This window comes from Desulfomicrobium orale DSM 12838, assembly GCF_001553625.1.
Classification (GTDB): domain Bacteria; phylum Desulfobacterota; class Desulfovibrionia; order Desulfovibrionales; family Desulfomicrobiaceae; genus Desulfomicrobium; species Desulfomicrobium orale.
Map to the genome: position 1 here is coordinate 2,598,574 of NZ_CP014230.1, position 14,672 is coordinate 2,613,245.

15 protein-coding genes are annotated in these 14,672 nt (G+C 59.4%); 12 read left to right on the top strand and 3 right to left on the bottom strand.

What is annotated here, in order from left to right; genetic code table 11:
* Nucleotides 1-56 precede the first annotated feature (56 nt).
* From AXF15_RS12160 to nudC, 4 genes are all read left to right on the top strand, one after another.
* A complete protein-coding gene (locus AXF15_RS12160) occupies nt 57-1,865 on the top strand; it encodes an SLC13 family permease (RefSeq protein ID WP_066607986.1) in 1,809 nt (602 codons plus the stop codon).
* Nucleotides 1,866-1,976: 111 nt separating this feature from the next.
* Entirely contained in the window at nt 1,977-4,139 is a 2,163-nt protein-coding gene (locus AXF15_RS12165; RefSeq protein WP_066607989.1) for a PAS domain S-box protein, read from the top strand.
* Complete coding sequence (locus AXF15_RS12170; RefSeq protein ID WP_066607992.1) at nt 4,136-5,011, top strand: radical SAM/SPASM domain-containing protein; 876 nt, start codon at nt 4,136-4,138, stop codon at nt 5,009-5,011. The genes AXF15_RS12165 and AXF15_RS12170 overlap by 4 nt, the downstream gene beginning before the upstream one ends.
* Nucleotides 5,012-5,092: 81 nt before the next feature.
* On the top strand, nt 5,093-6,028 hold the full coding sequence (gene nudC / locus AXF15_RS12175; RefSeq protein ID WP_083518035.1) for an NAD(+) diphosphatase: 936 nt from the start codon (nt 5,093-5,095) through the stop codon (nt 6,026-6,028).
* Nucleotides 6,029-6,067: 39 nt separating this feature from the next.
* Here nudC and AXF15_RS12180 read toward each other — a convergent pair whose 3' ends face one another.
* Nucleotides 6,068-6,307: a hypothetical protein gene (locus AXF15_RS12180; protein WP_066607997.1), complete on the bottom strand. Its 240-nt coding sequence runs from the start codon at nt 6,305-6,307 to the stop codon at nt 6,068-6,070.
* A gap of 163 nt (nt 6,308-6,470) precedes the next feature.
* Here AXF15_RS12180 and AXF15_RS12185 point away from each other — a divergent pair, with 163 nt between their 5' ends.
* From AXF15_RS12185 to AXF15_RS12200, 4 genes are read left to right on the top strand one after another with little or no spacing between them, the layout of a single operon-like run.
* The gene (locus AXF15_RS12185; RefSeq protein WP_066607999.1) at nt 6,471-8,063 is read left to right on the top strand and encodes a peptide chain release factor 3; all 1,593 of its coding nucleotides are present in this window, start codon (nt 6,471-6,473) and stop codon (nt 8,061-8,063) included.
* A gap of 2 nt (nt 8,064-8,065) precedes the next feature.
* Nucleotides 8,066-8,935 (top strand): zinc dependent phospholipase C family protein, encoded by an 870-nt coding sequence (locus AXF15_RS12190; RefSeq protein ID WP_066608001.1) that lies wholly within the window; start codon nt 8,066-8,068, stop codon nt 8,933-8,935.
* Nucleotides 8,919-9,278 carry a hypothetical protein gene (locus AXF15_RS12195; RefSeq protein ID WP_066608006.1) on the top strand — a complete coding sequence of 120 codons (360 nt, stop codon included), beginning with the start codon at nt 8,919-8,921 and terminating at the stop codon, nt 9,276-9,278. The genes AXF15_RS12190 and AXF15_RS12195 overlap by 17 nt, the downstream gene beginning before the upstream one ends.
* 28 nt (nt 9,279-9,306) lie before the next feature.
* Complete coding sequence (locus AXF15_RS12200) at nt 9,307-9,732, top strand: FKBP-type peptidyl-prolyl cis-trans isomerase (RefSeq protein WP_066608011.1); 426 nt, start codon at nt 9,307-9,309, stop codon at nt 9,730-9,732.
* 90 nt (nt 9,733-9,822) lie between these two features.
* On the opposite strand, the gene AXF15_RS12205 is transcribed toward AXF15_RS12200, so the two are convergent.
* Nucleotides 9,823-10,704 carry a VgrG-related protein gene (locus AXF15_RS12205; protein ID WP_066608012.1) on the bottom strand — a complete coding sequence of 294 codons (882 nt, stop codon included), beginning with the start codon at nt 10,702-10,704 and terminating at the stop codon, nt 9,823-9,825.
* A 93-nt stretch (nt 10,705-10,797) separates the two neighbouring features.
* On the opposite strand from AXF15_RS12205, the gene AXF15_RS12210 reads away from it, so the two are divergent.
* The 4 genes from AXF15_RS12210 to AXF15_RS12225 all read left to right on the top strand — a co-directional run bounded on the left by AXF15_RS12210 (nt 10,798) and on the right by AXF15_RS12225 (nt 14,260).
* Nucleotides 10,798-12,000: an acyltransferase family protein gene (locus AXF15_RS12210; RefSeq protein WP_151192386.1), complete on the top strand. Its 1,203-nt coding sequence runs from the start codon at nt 10,798-10,800 to the stop codon at nt 11,998-12,000.
* Between the two features lie 179 nt (nt 12,001-12,179).
* On the top strand, nt 12,180-12,866 hold the full coding sequence (locus AXF15_RS12215; RefSeq protein ID WP_169793669.1) for a copper resistance protein NlpE N-terminal domain-containing protein: 687 nt from the start codon (nt 12,180-12,182) through the stop codon (nt 12,864-12,866).
* An 87-nt stretch (nt 12,867-12,953) separates the two neighbouring features.
* On the top strand, nt 12,954-13,688 hold the full coding sequence (locus AXF15_RS12220) for a pseudouridine synthase (protein ID WP_066608990.1): 735 nt from the start codon (nt 12,954-12,956) through the stop codon (nt 13,686-13,688).
* Nucleotides 13,676-14,260, top strand: a complete 585-nt coding sequence (locus AXF15_RS12225) for a TlpA family protein disulfide reductase (protein ID WP_066608021.1) — start codon at nt 13,676-13,678, stop codon at nt 14,258-14,260. Before AXF15_RS12220 ends, AXF15_RS12225 begins: the two co-directional genes overlap by 13 nt.
* Here AXF15_RS12225 and AXF15_RS12230 read toward each other — a convergent pair.
* Entirely contained in the window at nt 14,230-14,661 is a 432-nt protein-coding gene (locus AXF15_RS12230) for an NUDIX hydrolase (RefSeq protein ID WP_066608023.1), read from the bottom strand. The genes AXF15_RS12225 and AXF15_RS12230 overlap by 31 nt on opposite strands.
* Nucleotides 14,662-14,672 lie beyond the last annotated feature (11 nt).

The following is a 14,672-nucleotide window of genomic DNA, read 5'->3' on the forward strand; positions in this document are numbered from 1 at the left end:
ACGCCATCTCCGCAAGGGGCAGGCAAACTCCAACCTTTTCCGACAGGAAGTCTTCCATGACGCCCTCCATCGCCCTGGCGCTCGCGGTTCTGGTTCTGGTCATCATTCTCTTCGTGACGGACGCCGTGCGCGTCGATGTCGTCGGTCTGCTCATGATGGTCCTTCTGCCGCTGCTCGGTCTGGTCACTCCCCAGCAGGCCATCGGCGGACTGGGCAGCAGCGCCGTGGTTTCCATCATTGGTGTGATCATTCTCGGCGCGGGCATGGAGAAAACCGGCGTCATGCGCGCCCTTTCCCGGGTCATTCTCAAATACGCGGGCAAGAGCGAGCAGCGCGTGGTCATACTCATCGCTTCCAGCGTGGCCACCATTTCGGCCTTCATGCAGAACATCGGCGCAGCGGCCCTGTTTCTGCCGGCCGCCCGCCGCATCTCCAGACAGACCGGCATTCCGTGCAGCCGCATCCTGCTGCCCATGGCCTACTGCGCCATCATCGGCGGCTGCCTGACCATGGTCGGCTCAAGTCCGCTCATCATGCTGAACGACATCATAACGCTGGATGGAGAAAAACTTGCACCCTTCTCCATGTTCAGCGTGACACCCATCGGGCTGTGCCTGGTGGGCGCGGCCCTGCTCTACTTTGGACTTCTGGGAAAATACATTCTGCCGCCCGCCGCGGGACAGGACCAGAGCGGGCCCCTCTCCGGCCTGCTGGACAAGACCTATCACGACGTGGGCGGCCTGTTCGAGATGCGCGTGCCCAAGTATTTCACCGGAGCCGTGCCCCTATCCGCTCTGGGCCTGCGCCCGAGCTACTATACGTCCGTGGTGGCCATCTGCCGCAACGGAACGGGCAAGCATATCATCGGACCCGTGGCCGACGACGAGATCCATCCCGGCGACCATATCGCCGTGGTCGGCCCCAGGCACTTCGTGGAAACACTGGCCTGCGACCTGTGCTGGGAGCTGCTGCCCGAACTGTCCACCTTCGCCGAAGTTCTGGCCCCGGACAACGCGGGAATTGTGGAGGCTCTGGTCACTCCCCGGTCCGAACTGGTGGGCAAGACCATCCACGACTTCGGGTTGCGCCGTAACTATCATATTTCGCCGCTGGCCCTGTTCCGCGACGACAAGCTCATCCTCGAAAACCTGCGGGCGCAGAAATTCCAAGCCGGGGACGCCCTGCTGCTGCACGGCGCCTGGACACGCTTCCATCAACTGCAGGAGCGCCCGGATCTGCTGGTCTTCACGGAGCCCATCCTCGGAGAGGTGCTGCGCGTGGACAAGGCCAAGTACGCCAGCATCATTTCCCTGACCGTTCTGCTGTCCATTCTCGTGCTGAATGTCAGTCTGCCCATCGCCCTGCTGGGCGGAAGCCTGGCCATGATTCTGGCCAGAGTGATATCCGTGGACGAAGCCTATCAGGCCGTAGACTGGATGAGTGTTTTCCTGCTGGGCGGGCTCATTCCTCTCGGGCTGGCCTTTGAAAACACCGGCGCCGCCAAATTTTTGGCCGATCACGCGACCATGTGGCTGGGCGCCCCGTCCTTCCCGGTTCTGCTTGTGGTCATCGCTCTGCTGACGTCCTTCTTCACGCTGTTCACGTCCAATGTCGGCGCCACGGTGCTGATGGTGCCTCTGGCCATGAACATGGCCGCCGATGCCGGCGCAGACCCGCGTGTGGCGGCGCTGGCCGTGGCCCTGGCCGCATCCAACACGTTCATTCTGCCCACGCATCAGGTCAACGCGCTGGTCATGCGGCCCGGAGGATTCCGTGCGGCGGACTACATCCGGGCCGGAAGCGGCATGTCCGTCATTTATCTCGCGGTCATGATCGGCGGACTGATTCTGTTTGCGGGCGGATGAAATTCGGCGCGGCCGGGTATATTGCCAGCGGACTGAAAATACCATACGTCCGACGCCTACGTCTGACGAATGCCCATTGTATGGCCCCGTACACGAGGAAACAGCCCAACCATGACGCAACCTTCCACCACCCGGACGCCAGTCCTTTCCTCTCTGCTCGCTCGCGCAAGCCTTCTGCTTTTCGGCTATCTGGCTGTGGTCATCGTTTTTTTCGTGTCCTGGATCCACCACAAAGACAAACATTTTCTGGAGGCGACGGACACCCGTCTGCGCACCGCCGCCGCAGTCCTGCCCTACCTGCTGGCCGAAGATTTTCACGACCGGGCCGTGAATGCCACCGCCATCGGCATGGAGGAGGAACTGCGCAACCGCGAGAATTTCAACGCCTTTGTCAGGGACAATGATCTGGTTTATGCGTACACGCTGGTGAAATCAGACGGGAAACTTCACTTCTCCTCACCCACAATTTCTCCAGCCGAAGCTCAAAGCCGGCGCTCCTGGTATTTCTATCCATATGAAGATGCACCCCCGGAGCTTTCCAGAGCTTTGGACGAAGGACATGACGTCAGCCTGACCTACAAGGACGACTGGGGCGACTTCCATACCACCTGCCTGTTCGAGACCAGCCCCGGAGGGCGGCCTTATCTGGCCTGCGCCGATGTGGAAACCAGCGATCTGGAAGCCGTCTATACCAGCCACATGCTGCTCGGCCTCGGCGGAGCCGTGGCTCTGCTTGGATTTCTGGCCCCCCTGTTTTTTCTGATCCGCCATTTTTACCGGATGCACATGACCGAACTGGCCGGGACTCACGAAAAAACACAGGTCCATCTGGAACTTTTGAGCACTCTCGTGCACAGGCTGCCCGTGGGGCTTATGCTCGTTCAACCCGACAACCGGATCAGTCTGGTCAATCCGGCTTTCACCGCGCTCACCGGATACTCCAGAGAGGATATCCCCACCCGGAATGCCTGGTTTCGCAGAATCTATCCGAATGTCCGCGACAGGCGCAGGTACCTGAAGGACTGGGCGCATACCCTGAAAAATGCCGAAGACGCGACCACCCAGATGCGGGTTACCCGCAAGGACGGCACATCCAGAAGTCTTTCCCAGCAGCTCAGGTTGCTGGAGGACGGACGCATCCTGATCATTCTGGACGATGTCACGGGCGAACAGGAAAATCAGGCCAGAGTCCGTCAGGACATGGAGCGTCTGCGCACCATTCTGGACGCCATGCAGGTGGGAATCGCCGTGGTGGGCGTATCGGACCGCAGAATCCGCTACGTCAATCCCAGGCTGACCGAGATGACCGGCTGGAGTCAGGGCATGCTCCACAATGCTCTTTGCTACAGGCATCTGGGCAGGCAGTGTGAATCCCAATGCCCGGTCATCGACAGGGGGGAAGTGGTCCAGAACAGGGAAGTGCAGCTCGCCGCGGCGGACCGCTCTCCCTGGCATGTCCTCAAGTCGGTGGTGCGTGCGGAAATCGGCGGCGAAGCAGTGGTCATCGAATCGTTCTCGGACATTACCGGTCCGAAGAAGCTGGAGATGAGTCTGACTGCGGCCAGAGAAGCGACCGAAAAAATAAACAGAGACACGGCCGCCTTTCTGACTGAAATGAATCGCAGACTGCACGCTTCCCTGCATGCGGCCGTAGCGCCCCTCAAGATGCTTCAGAACAAGGTGCCGGAGGAAGTCCGCAATTTCGCCGTGGCTGTGCAAACCGCCGTGAAGGAGTTTCAGGACATACTCCGGCAGGCGCTCGAACTGTCCGCACTGAGTCCGCGGGACATTGCCGAAGAGCCCTTCGCCGCGTGTCTGCTGGCCACATCTCTTGAGGATTTATACGAAAAAGCCGGGGAAAAGGGAGTGAGCTTCGTCTGCCGCACGGCACCCGATCTGCCGGATACTCTGCTTGGCGACATGCCTCGTATTGTCCGGATTCTTCACAACCTCGCGGAAGAATCCATAGCAAGTACGGAGCAGGAATGCGTCCGTCTCGAGATATCTCCGCTGCCCTTCAGACATTCCTCGGGACGCGGGATCGTCCACTTCGGCCTTTACGAAACGCCCCTTGACCCGGATGAGAAGTCCGCCCCGCATCTCTTCGGCGAAGCGGGCACGGCGCTTCACTCCCACGCCGAAGCCGGCATGGGGGTGGTCCTGGCCCGACGCCTGCTCGGCATCATGGGGTCGGGACTGTGCGTCATGACGGATTCCAACGGCCGCACCGAAGCCCATTTCTCCCTGCCGCTGATACCGCCGGAGACCCGGTGAACCGGCGGTACCAGCGCGCATATGTGGAGATTACCAATGTCTGCAATCTGCGTTGCGGCTTCTGCGCCCCGCCGGTCAGACCCGCCGCCTTCATGGAACCGGACTTCTTCGCCTCCGTCCTGAAGCAGCTCCGCCCTCTGACCGGAGAAATCTGCCTCCATGTGCTGGGCGAACCCCTCGGCCATCCGCAGTTTCCCGTTTTCCCGGCGCTCTGCGACCAGACGGGGATGTCCGTGAACCTGACCACCAACGCCACCCTGCTGCCTCTTCACAGGCAGAACATCCTGAATGCCCCGGCCCTGCGGCAGATCAATTTCTCCCTGCATTCCCTGCTTCAGGGGAAAGAACCGGATTTTTCCATTCTCGAACATGTGCTGGCCTTCTGCACCGAGGCAATGGAAAAGCGGCCCGACCTGTATGTGAATCTGCGCCTGTGGAACCTGGACAGTCTGACTTTTCCCCGGGAGAACGCCTTAAGCGGCCGGCTCCTGGAGCGTGTCGCGGAATACTTCGGAGCCGACGTACAGGTACCGCCGGGACGGAAAAGCCGCCGCCTGCGGGGCCGGGTATATCTGCACCGGGACACGCGGTTTTCCTGGCCCGGCTCGGCCACGATTCCGGAGCGTGAACGTGGCTGCTGTCACGGTTTGAATACCCATTTTGCCATTCTGGCCGACGGCACGGTCTGTCCCTGCTGTCTGGACGCCGGAGGGCGGCTGGCTCTGGGCAATGTCCGCCATGCGGATCTGGAAGAAATTCTGGACGGGCCGCGAGCCGCGGCCATGCGGGAAGGTTTCGCCCAGGGGCGGCTGGTGGAAAAGCAGTGCCGGACCTGCTCCTACTGCCGGCGGTTCAGGACTCCCCGGCATTGAGCAGGGTGACCTCCACAAGGCCGACGGAGCCGGAATCCGCATCCTGTTGCCCTGCGCTTCTCAAGCTTCTATCCTGCCCGCATGGATCATCGTACGAAACCTGTCCTCAACACTTTTTCCGGCCTCACCCTGAACCGCAAACCGGCCGGGCCGGACGCCGCAACCGACTGGCAACGGACAATGCAAGCCGGACTCTGCGTCGTGGTCCGCGGAGACGACATTCTCTTTGATCCGGCGGGAGATGGTCCCCTTCTGCTGAACCATCAGATGCTGCTCGACTGCGCGGCGGATTCCCGGCCGCTGTTCCTCGGGCACGATGGCGAAACCGGCTATTTTGTGCTCGACCTCGCCCAGCTTCCGGAGTCTTCCAGCCTCTGCCTGAGCACACTCGGCGTCTTTGCCGCCCTGCGCCGATGTGCGGCGATCCTGCCTGCCCAGACCGCCGCTCTTCTCGGCTATGCGCGGGCCGTATCCGGGTGGCACGCCCGCTCGCGCTTTTGTCCCGGCTGCGGGCATCCCACCCGGCCCAGGGTAAATGCCCAGGGCCGGGTCTGTTCCAATCCGGGCTGCGGCCGGGAGCATTTTCCCCGGGTCGATCCGGCCGTCATCGTTCTCGTCCACGACGGGGACCGCTGTCTGCTTGGACGCCAGTCCGCATGGAAACCGCGCGTCTATTCCGCTCTGGCCGGGTATGTGGAACCCGGCGAAAGCGCCGAGGACGCCGTGGCGCGGGAGATCCGGGAAGAGGCCGGAATCGAAGTGGACAGCGTGCGGTACCACTCCTCCCAGCCCTGGCCGTTTTCCGGCGCGCTCATGCTGGGCTTTCACGCCCGGGCCGCGTCAACGCGCATAACCCTCGGCGACCGAGAACTGGAAGACGCCGGATGGTTCTCCCGCCGGGACATTATCACTTCAGTCCAAAGCGGAGAACTCTGTCTGCCCGCCGGGGAAACCATCGCCCGCCGCCTGCTGGACGCGTGGCTGCCGGATGCGGACGGCATCTTTCCCGCTCTCTGAAGAACTGCGAGGCGGATTTCCGGCCACGATAAAAATCCATCAGGCCTGTCTGACCTCCATATCGTCTTCAAAGGAAGCCGCCAAAGTAAAAAACTTCCCACCGATATTCACGCTTTCCTCCTGGCCGGGAAAAATCTCCATGAGGGGCGCGAAATCGCTGCCCAGAAAAACCGCCTTGGCCTCTCCGCTGCTTTCCCAGCGCACCTCCGTTCCATCGTCCAGCACGAGAATATCTCCGTCGCGCAGATGCACCGGCAAATCCCGTTCCGAATACGACATGACATACCTCCTTCCAGAGCGTCTGGAGTTTGGGGAAAACATACCATGCCCCGGAGGGGGGTCAAGGAAAAAGCCCTCCAAACGCGCCATGGGGGCGGGCGCGTTTCTTGACGGCCGGACCGATCGTGCCTAGTCCTCCTCTTCCCTTTGTCAGGAGAAACCCATGACCCAGCTCGAAAAGGAAATCCGCGCCAACGTCGGAAAACGCCGCACCTTCGGCATCATCAGCCACCCCGACGCGGGCAAGACCACCCTCACCGAAAAACTGCTGCTCTTCGGCGGCGCCATTTCCATGGCCGGCACGGTCAAGTCGCGCAAGGCGTCCCGGCATGCCACCTCCGACTGGATGAAAATGGAGCAGGAGCGCGGCATTTCCGTGACCACTTCGGTCATGAAGTTCGAATACGGCGGCTACGAGATCAATCTGCTGGACACGCCCGGCCACGAGGATTTCTCCGAAGACACCTACCGCGTGCTTACGGCCGTGGACTCGGCCCTGCTGGTCATCGATTCAGCCAAGGGCGTGGAAGCCCAGACCAGAAAACTGATGGATGTCTGCCGGATGCGCAACACGCCCATCATGACGTTCATCAACAAGCTCGACCGCGACGGACTCGACCCGCTGGACGTGCTGGCGGACATCGAGGCCCATCTGGGCATCGAATGCGCGCCCCTGAGCTGGCCTGTGGGCATGGGCAAGAGCTTCCGGGGCACCTACTCCATCCACCAGCGGAGGATGCATCTTTTTTCCGCCACACACGGCGGCCGCATCCAGCAGGGCGAAATGATCGAAAACGTCCTTGATCCCCGGCTGGACGAACTTCTGGGCAGCCAGGCCGACGACCTGCGCCGGGATCTGGAACTGCTTGACGGCGCGGGCAATCCCTTCTCCGTGGACCGCTATCTGGCCGGAGAGCAGACGCCGGTTTTCTTCGGCAGCGCCATCAACAATTTCGGCGTACAGGAAATGCTCGATACTTTCGTGGAACTCGCGCCCTGCCCCCGGCCCCGCCCCGCCCTGACCCGCGAGGTTTCTCCCTTCGAGGAAGAATTTTCCGGCGTGGTGTTCAAGATCCAGGCGAACATGGACAAGGCCCACCGGGACCGCATCGCCTTTCTGCGCATCTGCTCCGGCAAGTTCACCAGAGGCATGAAGATGCGCCACCACCGCATTGGCAAGGACATACAGGTCAACAACGCCACCATCTTCATGGCCCAGGACCGCACGGGAGTGGAAGAAGCCTATGCCGGGGACATCATCGGCCTGCACAATCACGGCACCATCCGTATCGGCGATACCTTCACCCAGAAGGAAGAGCTGAAATTCACGGGCATTCCGAGCTTCGCGCCCGAGCACTTCCGCAAGGTCATCCTGAAAAGTCCTCTCAAGGCCAAGCAGCTCCAGAAGGGGCTCCTGCAACTGGCCGAGGAAGGAGCCGTGCAGGTCTTCCGGCCGATGCTCGGCAACGACTACATCCTCGGCGCCGTGGGTGTGCTGCAGTTCGATGTCATCATCTCCCGGCTGCGGGAAGAATACGCCGTGGACGCCATCTATGCGCCGGTCAATCTCTCGGCCGCCCGCTGGGTGCACGGAGACAGAGCCGTACTGGACAGGTTCCGCAGGGAACTGGCCTCGTCCCTGGCCACGGACTCGGAAGACAGCCTGACCCTGCTGGTGGACAGCATCTGGAGGCTGGAATACATCATGGAGCAGTGGCCGGACATCACTTTCCACTCCACCCGCGAGAAAAACTGACCATGTGGCTCGTTCTGGCGTTTATCTTCTGTCTCCTTCTGCCCTCCGAAGCCCTGGCCTGGGGGCCGGGAGTGCACATGGCCATCGGCCGCCACGCCCTCGAACACCTGGGCGCCGTGGCTCCGGCCGTGGCTGCCGTGCTTTCCGCCCATCCGGAGCGATTTCTGTACGGCTGCCTGTCCGCGGATATCCTCATCGGCAAGGGCTGCCGCTTCACGCCTACCCACTCCCACAACTGGAGCACCGGCCAGCTGCTGCTGCGGCAGGCCAGAACACCCGGAGAAGCCGCCTACGCCTACGGATACCTGTCTCATCTGGCCGCCGACGTCATCGCCCACAATTATCTGGTGCCCAACATGCTGGGCTTTTCGGCCGGACAGGGAAAATTCTCCCACGCCTATGTGGAAATGCTCGCGGATCTGCGGGTGGAATGGCCCAAGGCGTCTCCTCTTTTCCGTATTCCCTGCGGCGAGGAAGACGCCATGCTGCGCACGGCCGTGGCCCAGAAAAAAATGCCATTTCTGGTGAAAAAGCAGCTCTTCCGCCAGAGCCTGCGTCTGGTCGAGAAAAAATCCTATAAACGCTCTCTCGGCGCGCTGCATGGGGCCCTGCCCGCCCGCAAGGAGACGCTCATTCTTGAATCCATTGATTTCGCCCGGGAACTGGTCATGGATTTCCTGCGCGCGCCCCGGCGTTCCCCAGCCCTGGAATGCGACCCCATCGGCAGCGCCAACCTCGATCAGGCGAACTCGTTCCGGAAACGCCAGCGGGGCTACTACATGCGGCACGGCGAAGGTATCATCTTTCCCCTGGACCCCCGGCTGGAAATCTGTCTGCGTTCCACAGGAGCCTGCTATGACCGCGTTTCTTGATTTTCTGCGCGAATATGCGCGGCGCGTCCGGGAGACGGAAGAAAGCGCCCTGAACCTGCTGCACGACCGGAACGACGAGTCCGGATACCGTGAAGGCATGCGCCAAAAAGCCACTCTGCTGGCCGGCCTACATGACCAGGCCGCCCCTCTTCTGGCGGACCTGCCTGCCGATCGACGGACCACCATCGAAGACCGCCTGCGGGCTTTCTCCGGAAGCGCCCAAAACAGCCTGGATATCGGCAGCGTCTTCTACATGTCGGCCCTGCTTTACCCCGAGAATCACCAGCCGGGGCAACCCAATGATCTGGAAATCTGGCTGGCCGGTCTGGAGAAGGAAGCATGAAACTGCTGTCAGAACCAAAGGAGCGGCCATGACCCTCGCCGCCGGCACCCGCGTCCTGGTGCACTACACCGGCACTCTGGACGACGGCACGCAGTTTGACTCTTCGCGGGGGCGCGAACCGCTGGAGGTGGTTCTCGGCCAGAACATGGTCATCCCCGGCTTCGAAAAAGCCATCGCCGCCATGGAGCCCGGCCAGACCGTCACCGTGCGCATCCCGGAGGCCGAGGCTTACGGCCCGCACAACGAGAACATGCTTGTCACTTTTCCCCGTTCTTCCTTTCCGGCGGACATTCCGGCCGCCCTCGGAGAACAGCTCATTCTGCGCTCCCCCGAAGGTCACGAAGTCCCGGCGCTGATTGTGGATGTGAACGAGACGGAGATCAGCCTGGACGCCAATCATCCTCTGGCCGGATTCGATCTGACCTTCGAAATAGAACTGATCAGCGTGGAATGAGAGCTTCGAAGCCATGACAAAAAAGCGGCCCGGACTTTTTTCAGCCGGGCCGCTTCAAGAAAAACGGACAGCATTGGCCGGGCTCCGGCCTCACGCCAGATCCGATTCATCCTTTTGCAGCATGTTCAGGGCCAGTTCCTTCTCCACGTTCATCCTGTTGCGAACGCTGGCCTGCACGGCGCTTGTGGAAGATCCGAAATGTTTCTTGCGGTCGTCGTAAACCGCGTCGATGAGACGCCGGGCGACCCGCACAGCCTCCTCCTGCAGATTCGTGTTCTTGAGGGCCCGCCCGAAAATGGCCGCCGCCCCGCCCGCTCCGTGCTGTACCGCCGTGCTCCACAGAGCCTCACGCACCGCCGAGGGCAGAGCGTCCATATCCACTCCAGTCTTTGCCAGGATTTTGTTCCGGGCCGGTTTGTAATGCGTGGCCTCGATGAATTCGCGCTGCAGCTCCCCGAACCGCTCCGGATTCTCTCGCGCAATGCTCCGCCATACATCAGGCATGTCTCCTCTGGTTGAACCGGTATTGGCCGGGCCGGCGGCCTTGAGCGCCACCGCCCACCGGGGCTCCTTCCCGTTCAGAAAAGATATGAACTGGTCCATGGTTCCGGGCCGGGAGGCGATCTGGTAGGCTCCGTAGGATGTGCCGCCGTTCTTGTCGTATCCGATGGCACTGACACCCTGCTTGCCGGATTCAAATTGCGCCGATAAAGCCCCAAGCGCATCGGACTTCTTCCCGGCATCGGCCCGCACGGCACCGGCCTCGCCCATCAGGCTGGCCAGCCCCTGGAGGGCGTTTTGCATCAGGGGATCGTCCACGCTGGAAGGGTTGATTCCGGGTGCAATCCCGGTCCTTTCCGTTAAGGCGGAATGCATGTGCCGCTCGAAACTGTTTTCGGAGGCCGTCCGGGCGCGCCGTTCCGGTATGGTTCCCATGAGAGTCATGAGATAGACGGGGTCGATGAGGCTCATAAGGCTGTCTCCAAGTCAAAATATCGTCTCGTAAAGTGGAGCTATTGCCGTCAAGCATGTTTCGGGCCAGCATGACGTCGGAGAAGATGTTTTTTGAAGTGGACGGGTTCGGGCGAGTATTTTAGAGCGGTTCCGCGCGGGGATGCCGAAATTTATGTTGAGTGCGTTCCACAAACTTCGGGATCCTGTGCCGGAATGCGGAGGCCCGCATTCCGGATGTCTTCCCGGTTCTGGCAATCATCCTCTCAGAGAAATACGATGTATCTACGTTCCTTCGAGTATTTCCGGGCCATCGCCATTATTCTCATTGTTGTCGGGCATTGCTACGGCATTTCAGGCTGGTTCATCAAAACCTTTGGCGAGCGTGTGCTGGCGAATCTGATCAGCGGCGGAACATCGCTTTTTGTCTTCATTTCCGGATTTCTGTTCCATCATGTTTTCTACCCCAAGTTCAACTACAGGAAATTCATGGTAAAGAAGTTCAAAAACGTCTATGTTCCCTACCTCATCCTTTCCATTCTCCCTGTTCTCCAAGCCCTGTGGCTGCGCGTTCCCTTTCCGGAATTTTATTTCGGCCCCGAAGATACGATCTATGATCAGATCATTCTCCCGGCCATCCGTTACTACTGGTACGGAGGAGTCATGGTTTACTGGTACATACCATTTATCATGACCATTTTTCTCATCTCTCCCGTATTCATACATTTCATTAGCCTGCCCACAAAATATCAAGTATATATTGTTGCTTTTTTTTCACTGATATCTATATTCATGCACAGACCGGTGAATAACTGGTCAATTCTGCAGTCTGCAATATATTTTTCTCCTGTGTATATGTTCGGCATACTCTGTTCAATGAAGAAAGAGTGGATATATGAAAAATTTGAAGGGAAAGAAAATATCCTTCTTATTCCGATATTTATTCTTGCTGTCGTACAGGCTTTATTTTACATGGCGTGTGGAACAATACACAAAGAGCCGTTTGAATTCGGAGGAATCGATATAGGCTTTATCCAGAAGAATATACTTTGCGTATATCTCATGGTTTTTTTACATAAATATGAAAATGTAGATATCCCTCTCTTCAAAAAACTGGCTGCGGCAAGTTTTGCGATCTACTTTCTGCATGGCTGGTTTATTTACATCATATCGGTTTTTCAATCTTCCTACAGGGCATACTATGGTCTGCATCTTGTGCCTTTTCTGTCCTGCCTAGTCATCTTCCTGTCTTATTTTGCGGCATTGATTGTCAAAAAAATCTATCCCGAAAAAAGCCGGATGCTGATCGGCTGGTAGGAACAGGCCTATGGCTCGAAAAATCTGACATCCAAAAACTTCATGAATTGTCATGAAAAACAAGGCTCTGCTTTGCTGGAGCCGTTCCAGGAGGAAATATGAAAAAAGCCATTCTTGTGTTACTGGTAATTGGATTGGGACTGTGCGGATGCGCGGCCAAACAGGAGAACCAGTGTCAAATGCCCGCTTCGGATTGGGCCGGAACCTATGTCGGCACTCTGCCCTGCGCCGACTGCGAGGGCATCCGCACGTCTCTAACCATCAGGGCGGATCAGACCTATACTCTGGTCAGTGATTATCTGGGCCGGGAAGAATATCGATTCGAAGAAAAAGGACAGTTTGCGTGGATCAAAGAGGGCGAAGTAATCGAGTTGCGGGGCGACGATCAACGCTCGCTGTACCGGGTCGGCAAAAATACTCTGACCATGCTGAACAGCGACGGAGAAGCCGCTACCGGACCGATGGCCGAGATGTACATACTGCGCAAAGAGCCCGGCCTGTCGTCTTCCTCCGGAATCCTGAACACGAAATGGAGACTGACGGAACTCATGGGCGAGCCGGTTTCTTCCAACCCCGAAGGGAAACATCCGTATATTCATTTGAATCCGGCGGACAAAAGCTTCTCCGGATTCGGCGGATGCAACATGATGAACGGCTCCTATGAAATGAAGATGGAAAATCATATCCGCTTCATGGACATGGCCAGCACACTCAAGGCCTGCCCGGACATGAACCACAAGGAACTGAAATTTTTTGAGGTACTTTCAATGGCCGAAACATACGTCCATGACGGCCAGAACCTGACTCTGCATAAGAAAAACCAGGCAGCAGCCCTGGCAAAATTCACGGCTGTTTCCGGGCAATGAACTCCGTTTCCCATCCGAGCCAAGGGCGCGCCTCTCCGGCGCGCCTTTTTGCTTGCTCTGGCGTACTCTTGCCTCTATGCCTCCGCCATGTCCGCTGTTCGTCTGAACAAGTTTCTGGCCGACGCCGGAATAGCCTCCCGGCGCAGGGCCGATGAGCTTATTTTTTCGGGGCGGGTGTGCGTCAACGGCGAGACCATCCGCGAACCGGGCAGGCGCGTGACGCCGGGGCAGGACCGGGTGTCCTGCGACGGCAAGGAAGTGGCGGAGAAAAATCCGCCGATCTATGTCATGCTGAACAAGCCCGTGCATGTCGTATGCACGGTTTCGGACCCGCAAGGACGGCGAACGGTTCTGGACCTTCTGTCGGGACTAAACGCACGGCGGGTCTTTCCGGTGGGGCGACTGGACTACATGTCCGAGGGCCTGCTGCTCCTCACCAACGACGGGGCTGCCGCTCTGCGGCTGACCCATCCGTCCTTTGAACATCGGAAGGTCTATGAGGTACTTGTGCGCGGGACTGTTCCGGAGGAGAACCTGCGCGCCATGCATGACGGCATGCGGCTGCGGGAAGGCGAGAGTCTGGCTCCGGTGCACGCCGAGGTAATCGGCCGCTCCGGCAACGGCACCCTGCTGCGCATGGTCCTGCGGCAGGGAGTGAACAGACAGGTCCGGCGCATGTGCCGGGATTTGAATTTGACTATTTTGCGTCTGCGCCGGGTGGAATTCGGACCTCTCACCCTCGGCCGTCTGGAGCCCGGCAAATGGCGAATGCTGACACCCGCCGAGATATCCGCCATCGGAGTGAAACCATGTCCGTCATAAACCGCCATTCCATTTTCGGATTTTTGTGTGGAGCCCTGGCCGTTCTGGCGGCGGAAGTCCTTGCGTTCCTCCTGCTCACGGGAGGACTGAACTTCGGGGACGCGGATGTTTCCGCCGCCGGGCCGCAAGCTCCCGCTCTTCCCTCCGCCACGGAGCTGCATCAGATGGGCGGAACCTTCTCGGACCTGTACGGTGGAGAAAAATCCTTCGCCGGGCTGAAAGGCAAGGTGGTGCTGGTCAATGTCTGGGCCACTTGGTACCCGCCCTGTCGGGCGGAAATGCCCTCTCTGGAAAGGCTGTGGAAAATATTCAAGGATGACGAAAACATAGAAGTCTACTGCATCAGCGAGGAAAAGGCGGCCACCGTGAGCGCTCACCCGTTGGCCCGCAATCTGGACCTGCCCCTGTATGTATTCGCGTCCGGCAAACCCGGAGCATTGCGCAGCAGCGGCATCCCCGCCACCTATATTTTCGACCGGAACGGCCGTATGGTTTTTTCCCATGTCGGCATGGCCCGGTGGGACTCGCCGGAAGTAGTGGGCTATCTGCGCGCGCTCGCATCCCGCGAGTAGGCCAGCACCTGCCGGAAGGATTCGCGGTTGGACTCCCAGTGCAGCCGCTCGCTCACTTCCGCGGAATCGAACCAGCAATAAGCGATATGTTCCGCGGAAATGACCACTTTTTCCGAGTGAACCCGCGCCAGGTACACAGGTTTGTGGAGCTCTAGGCGCGCCTCGGGAATGCAGAAGGAAAATTCCGGGATGACCAGTTCCAGCTGGTCCGCAGCAAGCCGTACCCCCGTTTCTTCCTCCACTTCGCGCAGGCAGGCCGCTTCGGGCAATTCCCCCGCAGTACGGCCTCCGGTCACGGGCTGCCAGTACTCACCGTGCCGGTGGGTGGCGGGACAGCGCAGCAGCAGGAAACGGTCGGACAGCGGATTATACAGCCAGCACTCGATACTTTGCTTGATCATGGAGGCATTTT

Excerpts from the sequence above, each read along its gene's own strand:
- AXF15_RS12165 (WP_066607989.1), top strand. The coding sequence starts at position 1,977 with ATGACGCAACCTTCCACCACCCGGACGCCAGTCCTTTCCTCTCTGCTC.
- AXF15_RS12185 (WP_066607999.1), top strand. The coding sequence starts at position 6,471 with ATGACCCAGCTCGAAAAGGAAATCCGCGCCAACGTCGGAAAACGCCGC.
- AXF15_RS12220 (WP_066608990.1), top strand. The coding sequence starts at position 12,954 with ATGTCCGCTGTTCGTCTGAACAAGTTTCTGGCCGACGCCGGAATAGCC.
- AXF15_RS12230 (WP_066608023.1), bottom strand. The coding sequence starts at position 14,661 with ATGATCAAGCAAAGTATCGAGTGCTGGCTGTATAATCCGCTGTCCGAC.
- nudC (WP_083518035.1), top strand. The coding sequence starts at position 5,093 with ATGGATCATCGTACGAAACCTGTCCTCAACACTTTTTCCGGCCTCACC.
- AXF15_RS12160 (WP_066607986.1), top strand. The coding sequence starts at position 57 with ATGACGCCCTCCATCGCCCTGGCGCTCGCGGTTCTGGTTCTGGTCATC.
- AXF15_RS12195 (WP_066608006.1), top strand. The coding sequence starts at position 8,919 with ATGACCGCGTTTCTTGATTTTCTGCGCGAATATGCGCGGCGCGTCCGG.
- AXF15_RS12180 (WP_066607997.1), bottom strand. The coding sequence starts at position 6,307 with ATGTCGTATTCGGAACGGGATTTGCCGGTGCATCTGCGCGACGGAGAT.
- AXF15_RS12215 (WP_169793669.1), top strand. The coding sequence starts at position 12,180 with ATGCCCGCTTCGGATTGGGCCGGAACCTATGTCGGCACTCTGCCCTGC.
- AXF15_RS12200 (WP_066608011.1), top strand. The coding sequence starts at position 9,307 with ATGACCCTCGCCGCCGGCACCCGCGTCCTGGTGCACTACACCGGCACT.
- AXF15_RS12205 (WP_066608012.1), bottom strand. The coding sequence starts at position 10,704 with ATGAGCCTCATCGACCCCGTCTATCTCATGACTCTCATGGGAACCATA.
- AXF15_RS12225 (WP_066608021.1), top strand. The coding sequence starts at position 13,676 with ATGTCCGTCATAAACCGCCATTCCATTTTCGGATTTTTGTGTGGAGCC.
- AXF15_RS12190 (WP_066608001.1), top strand. The coding sequence starts at position 8,066 with ATGTGGCTCGTTCTGGCGTTTATCTTCTGTCTCCTTCTGCCCTCCGAA.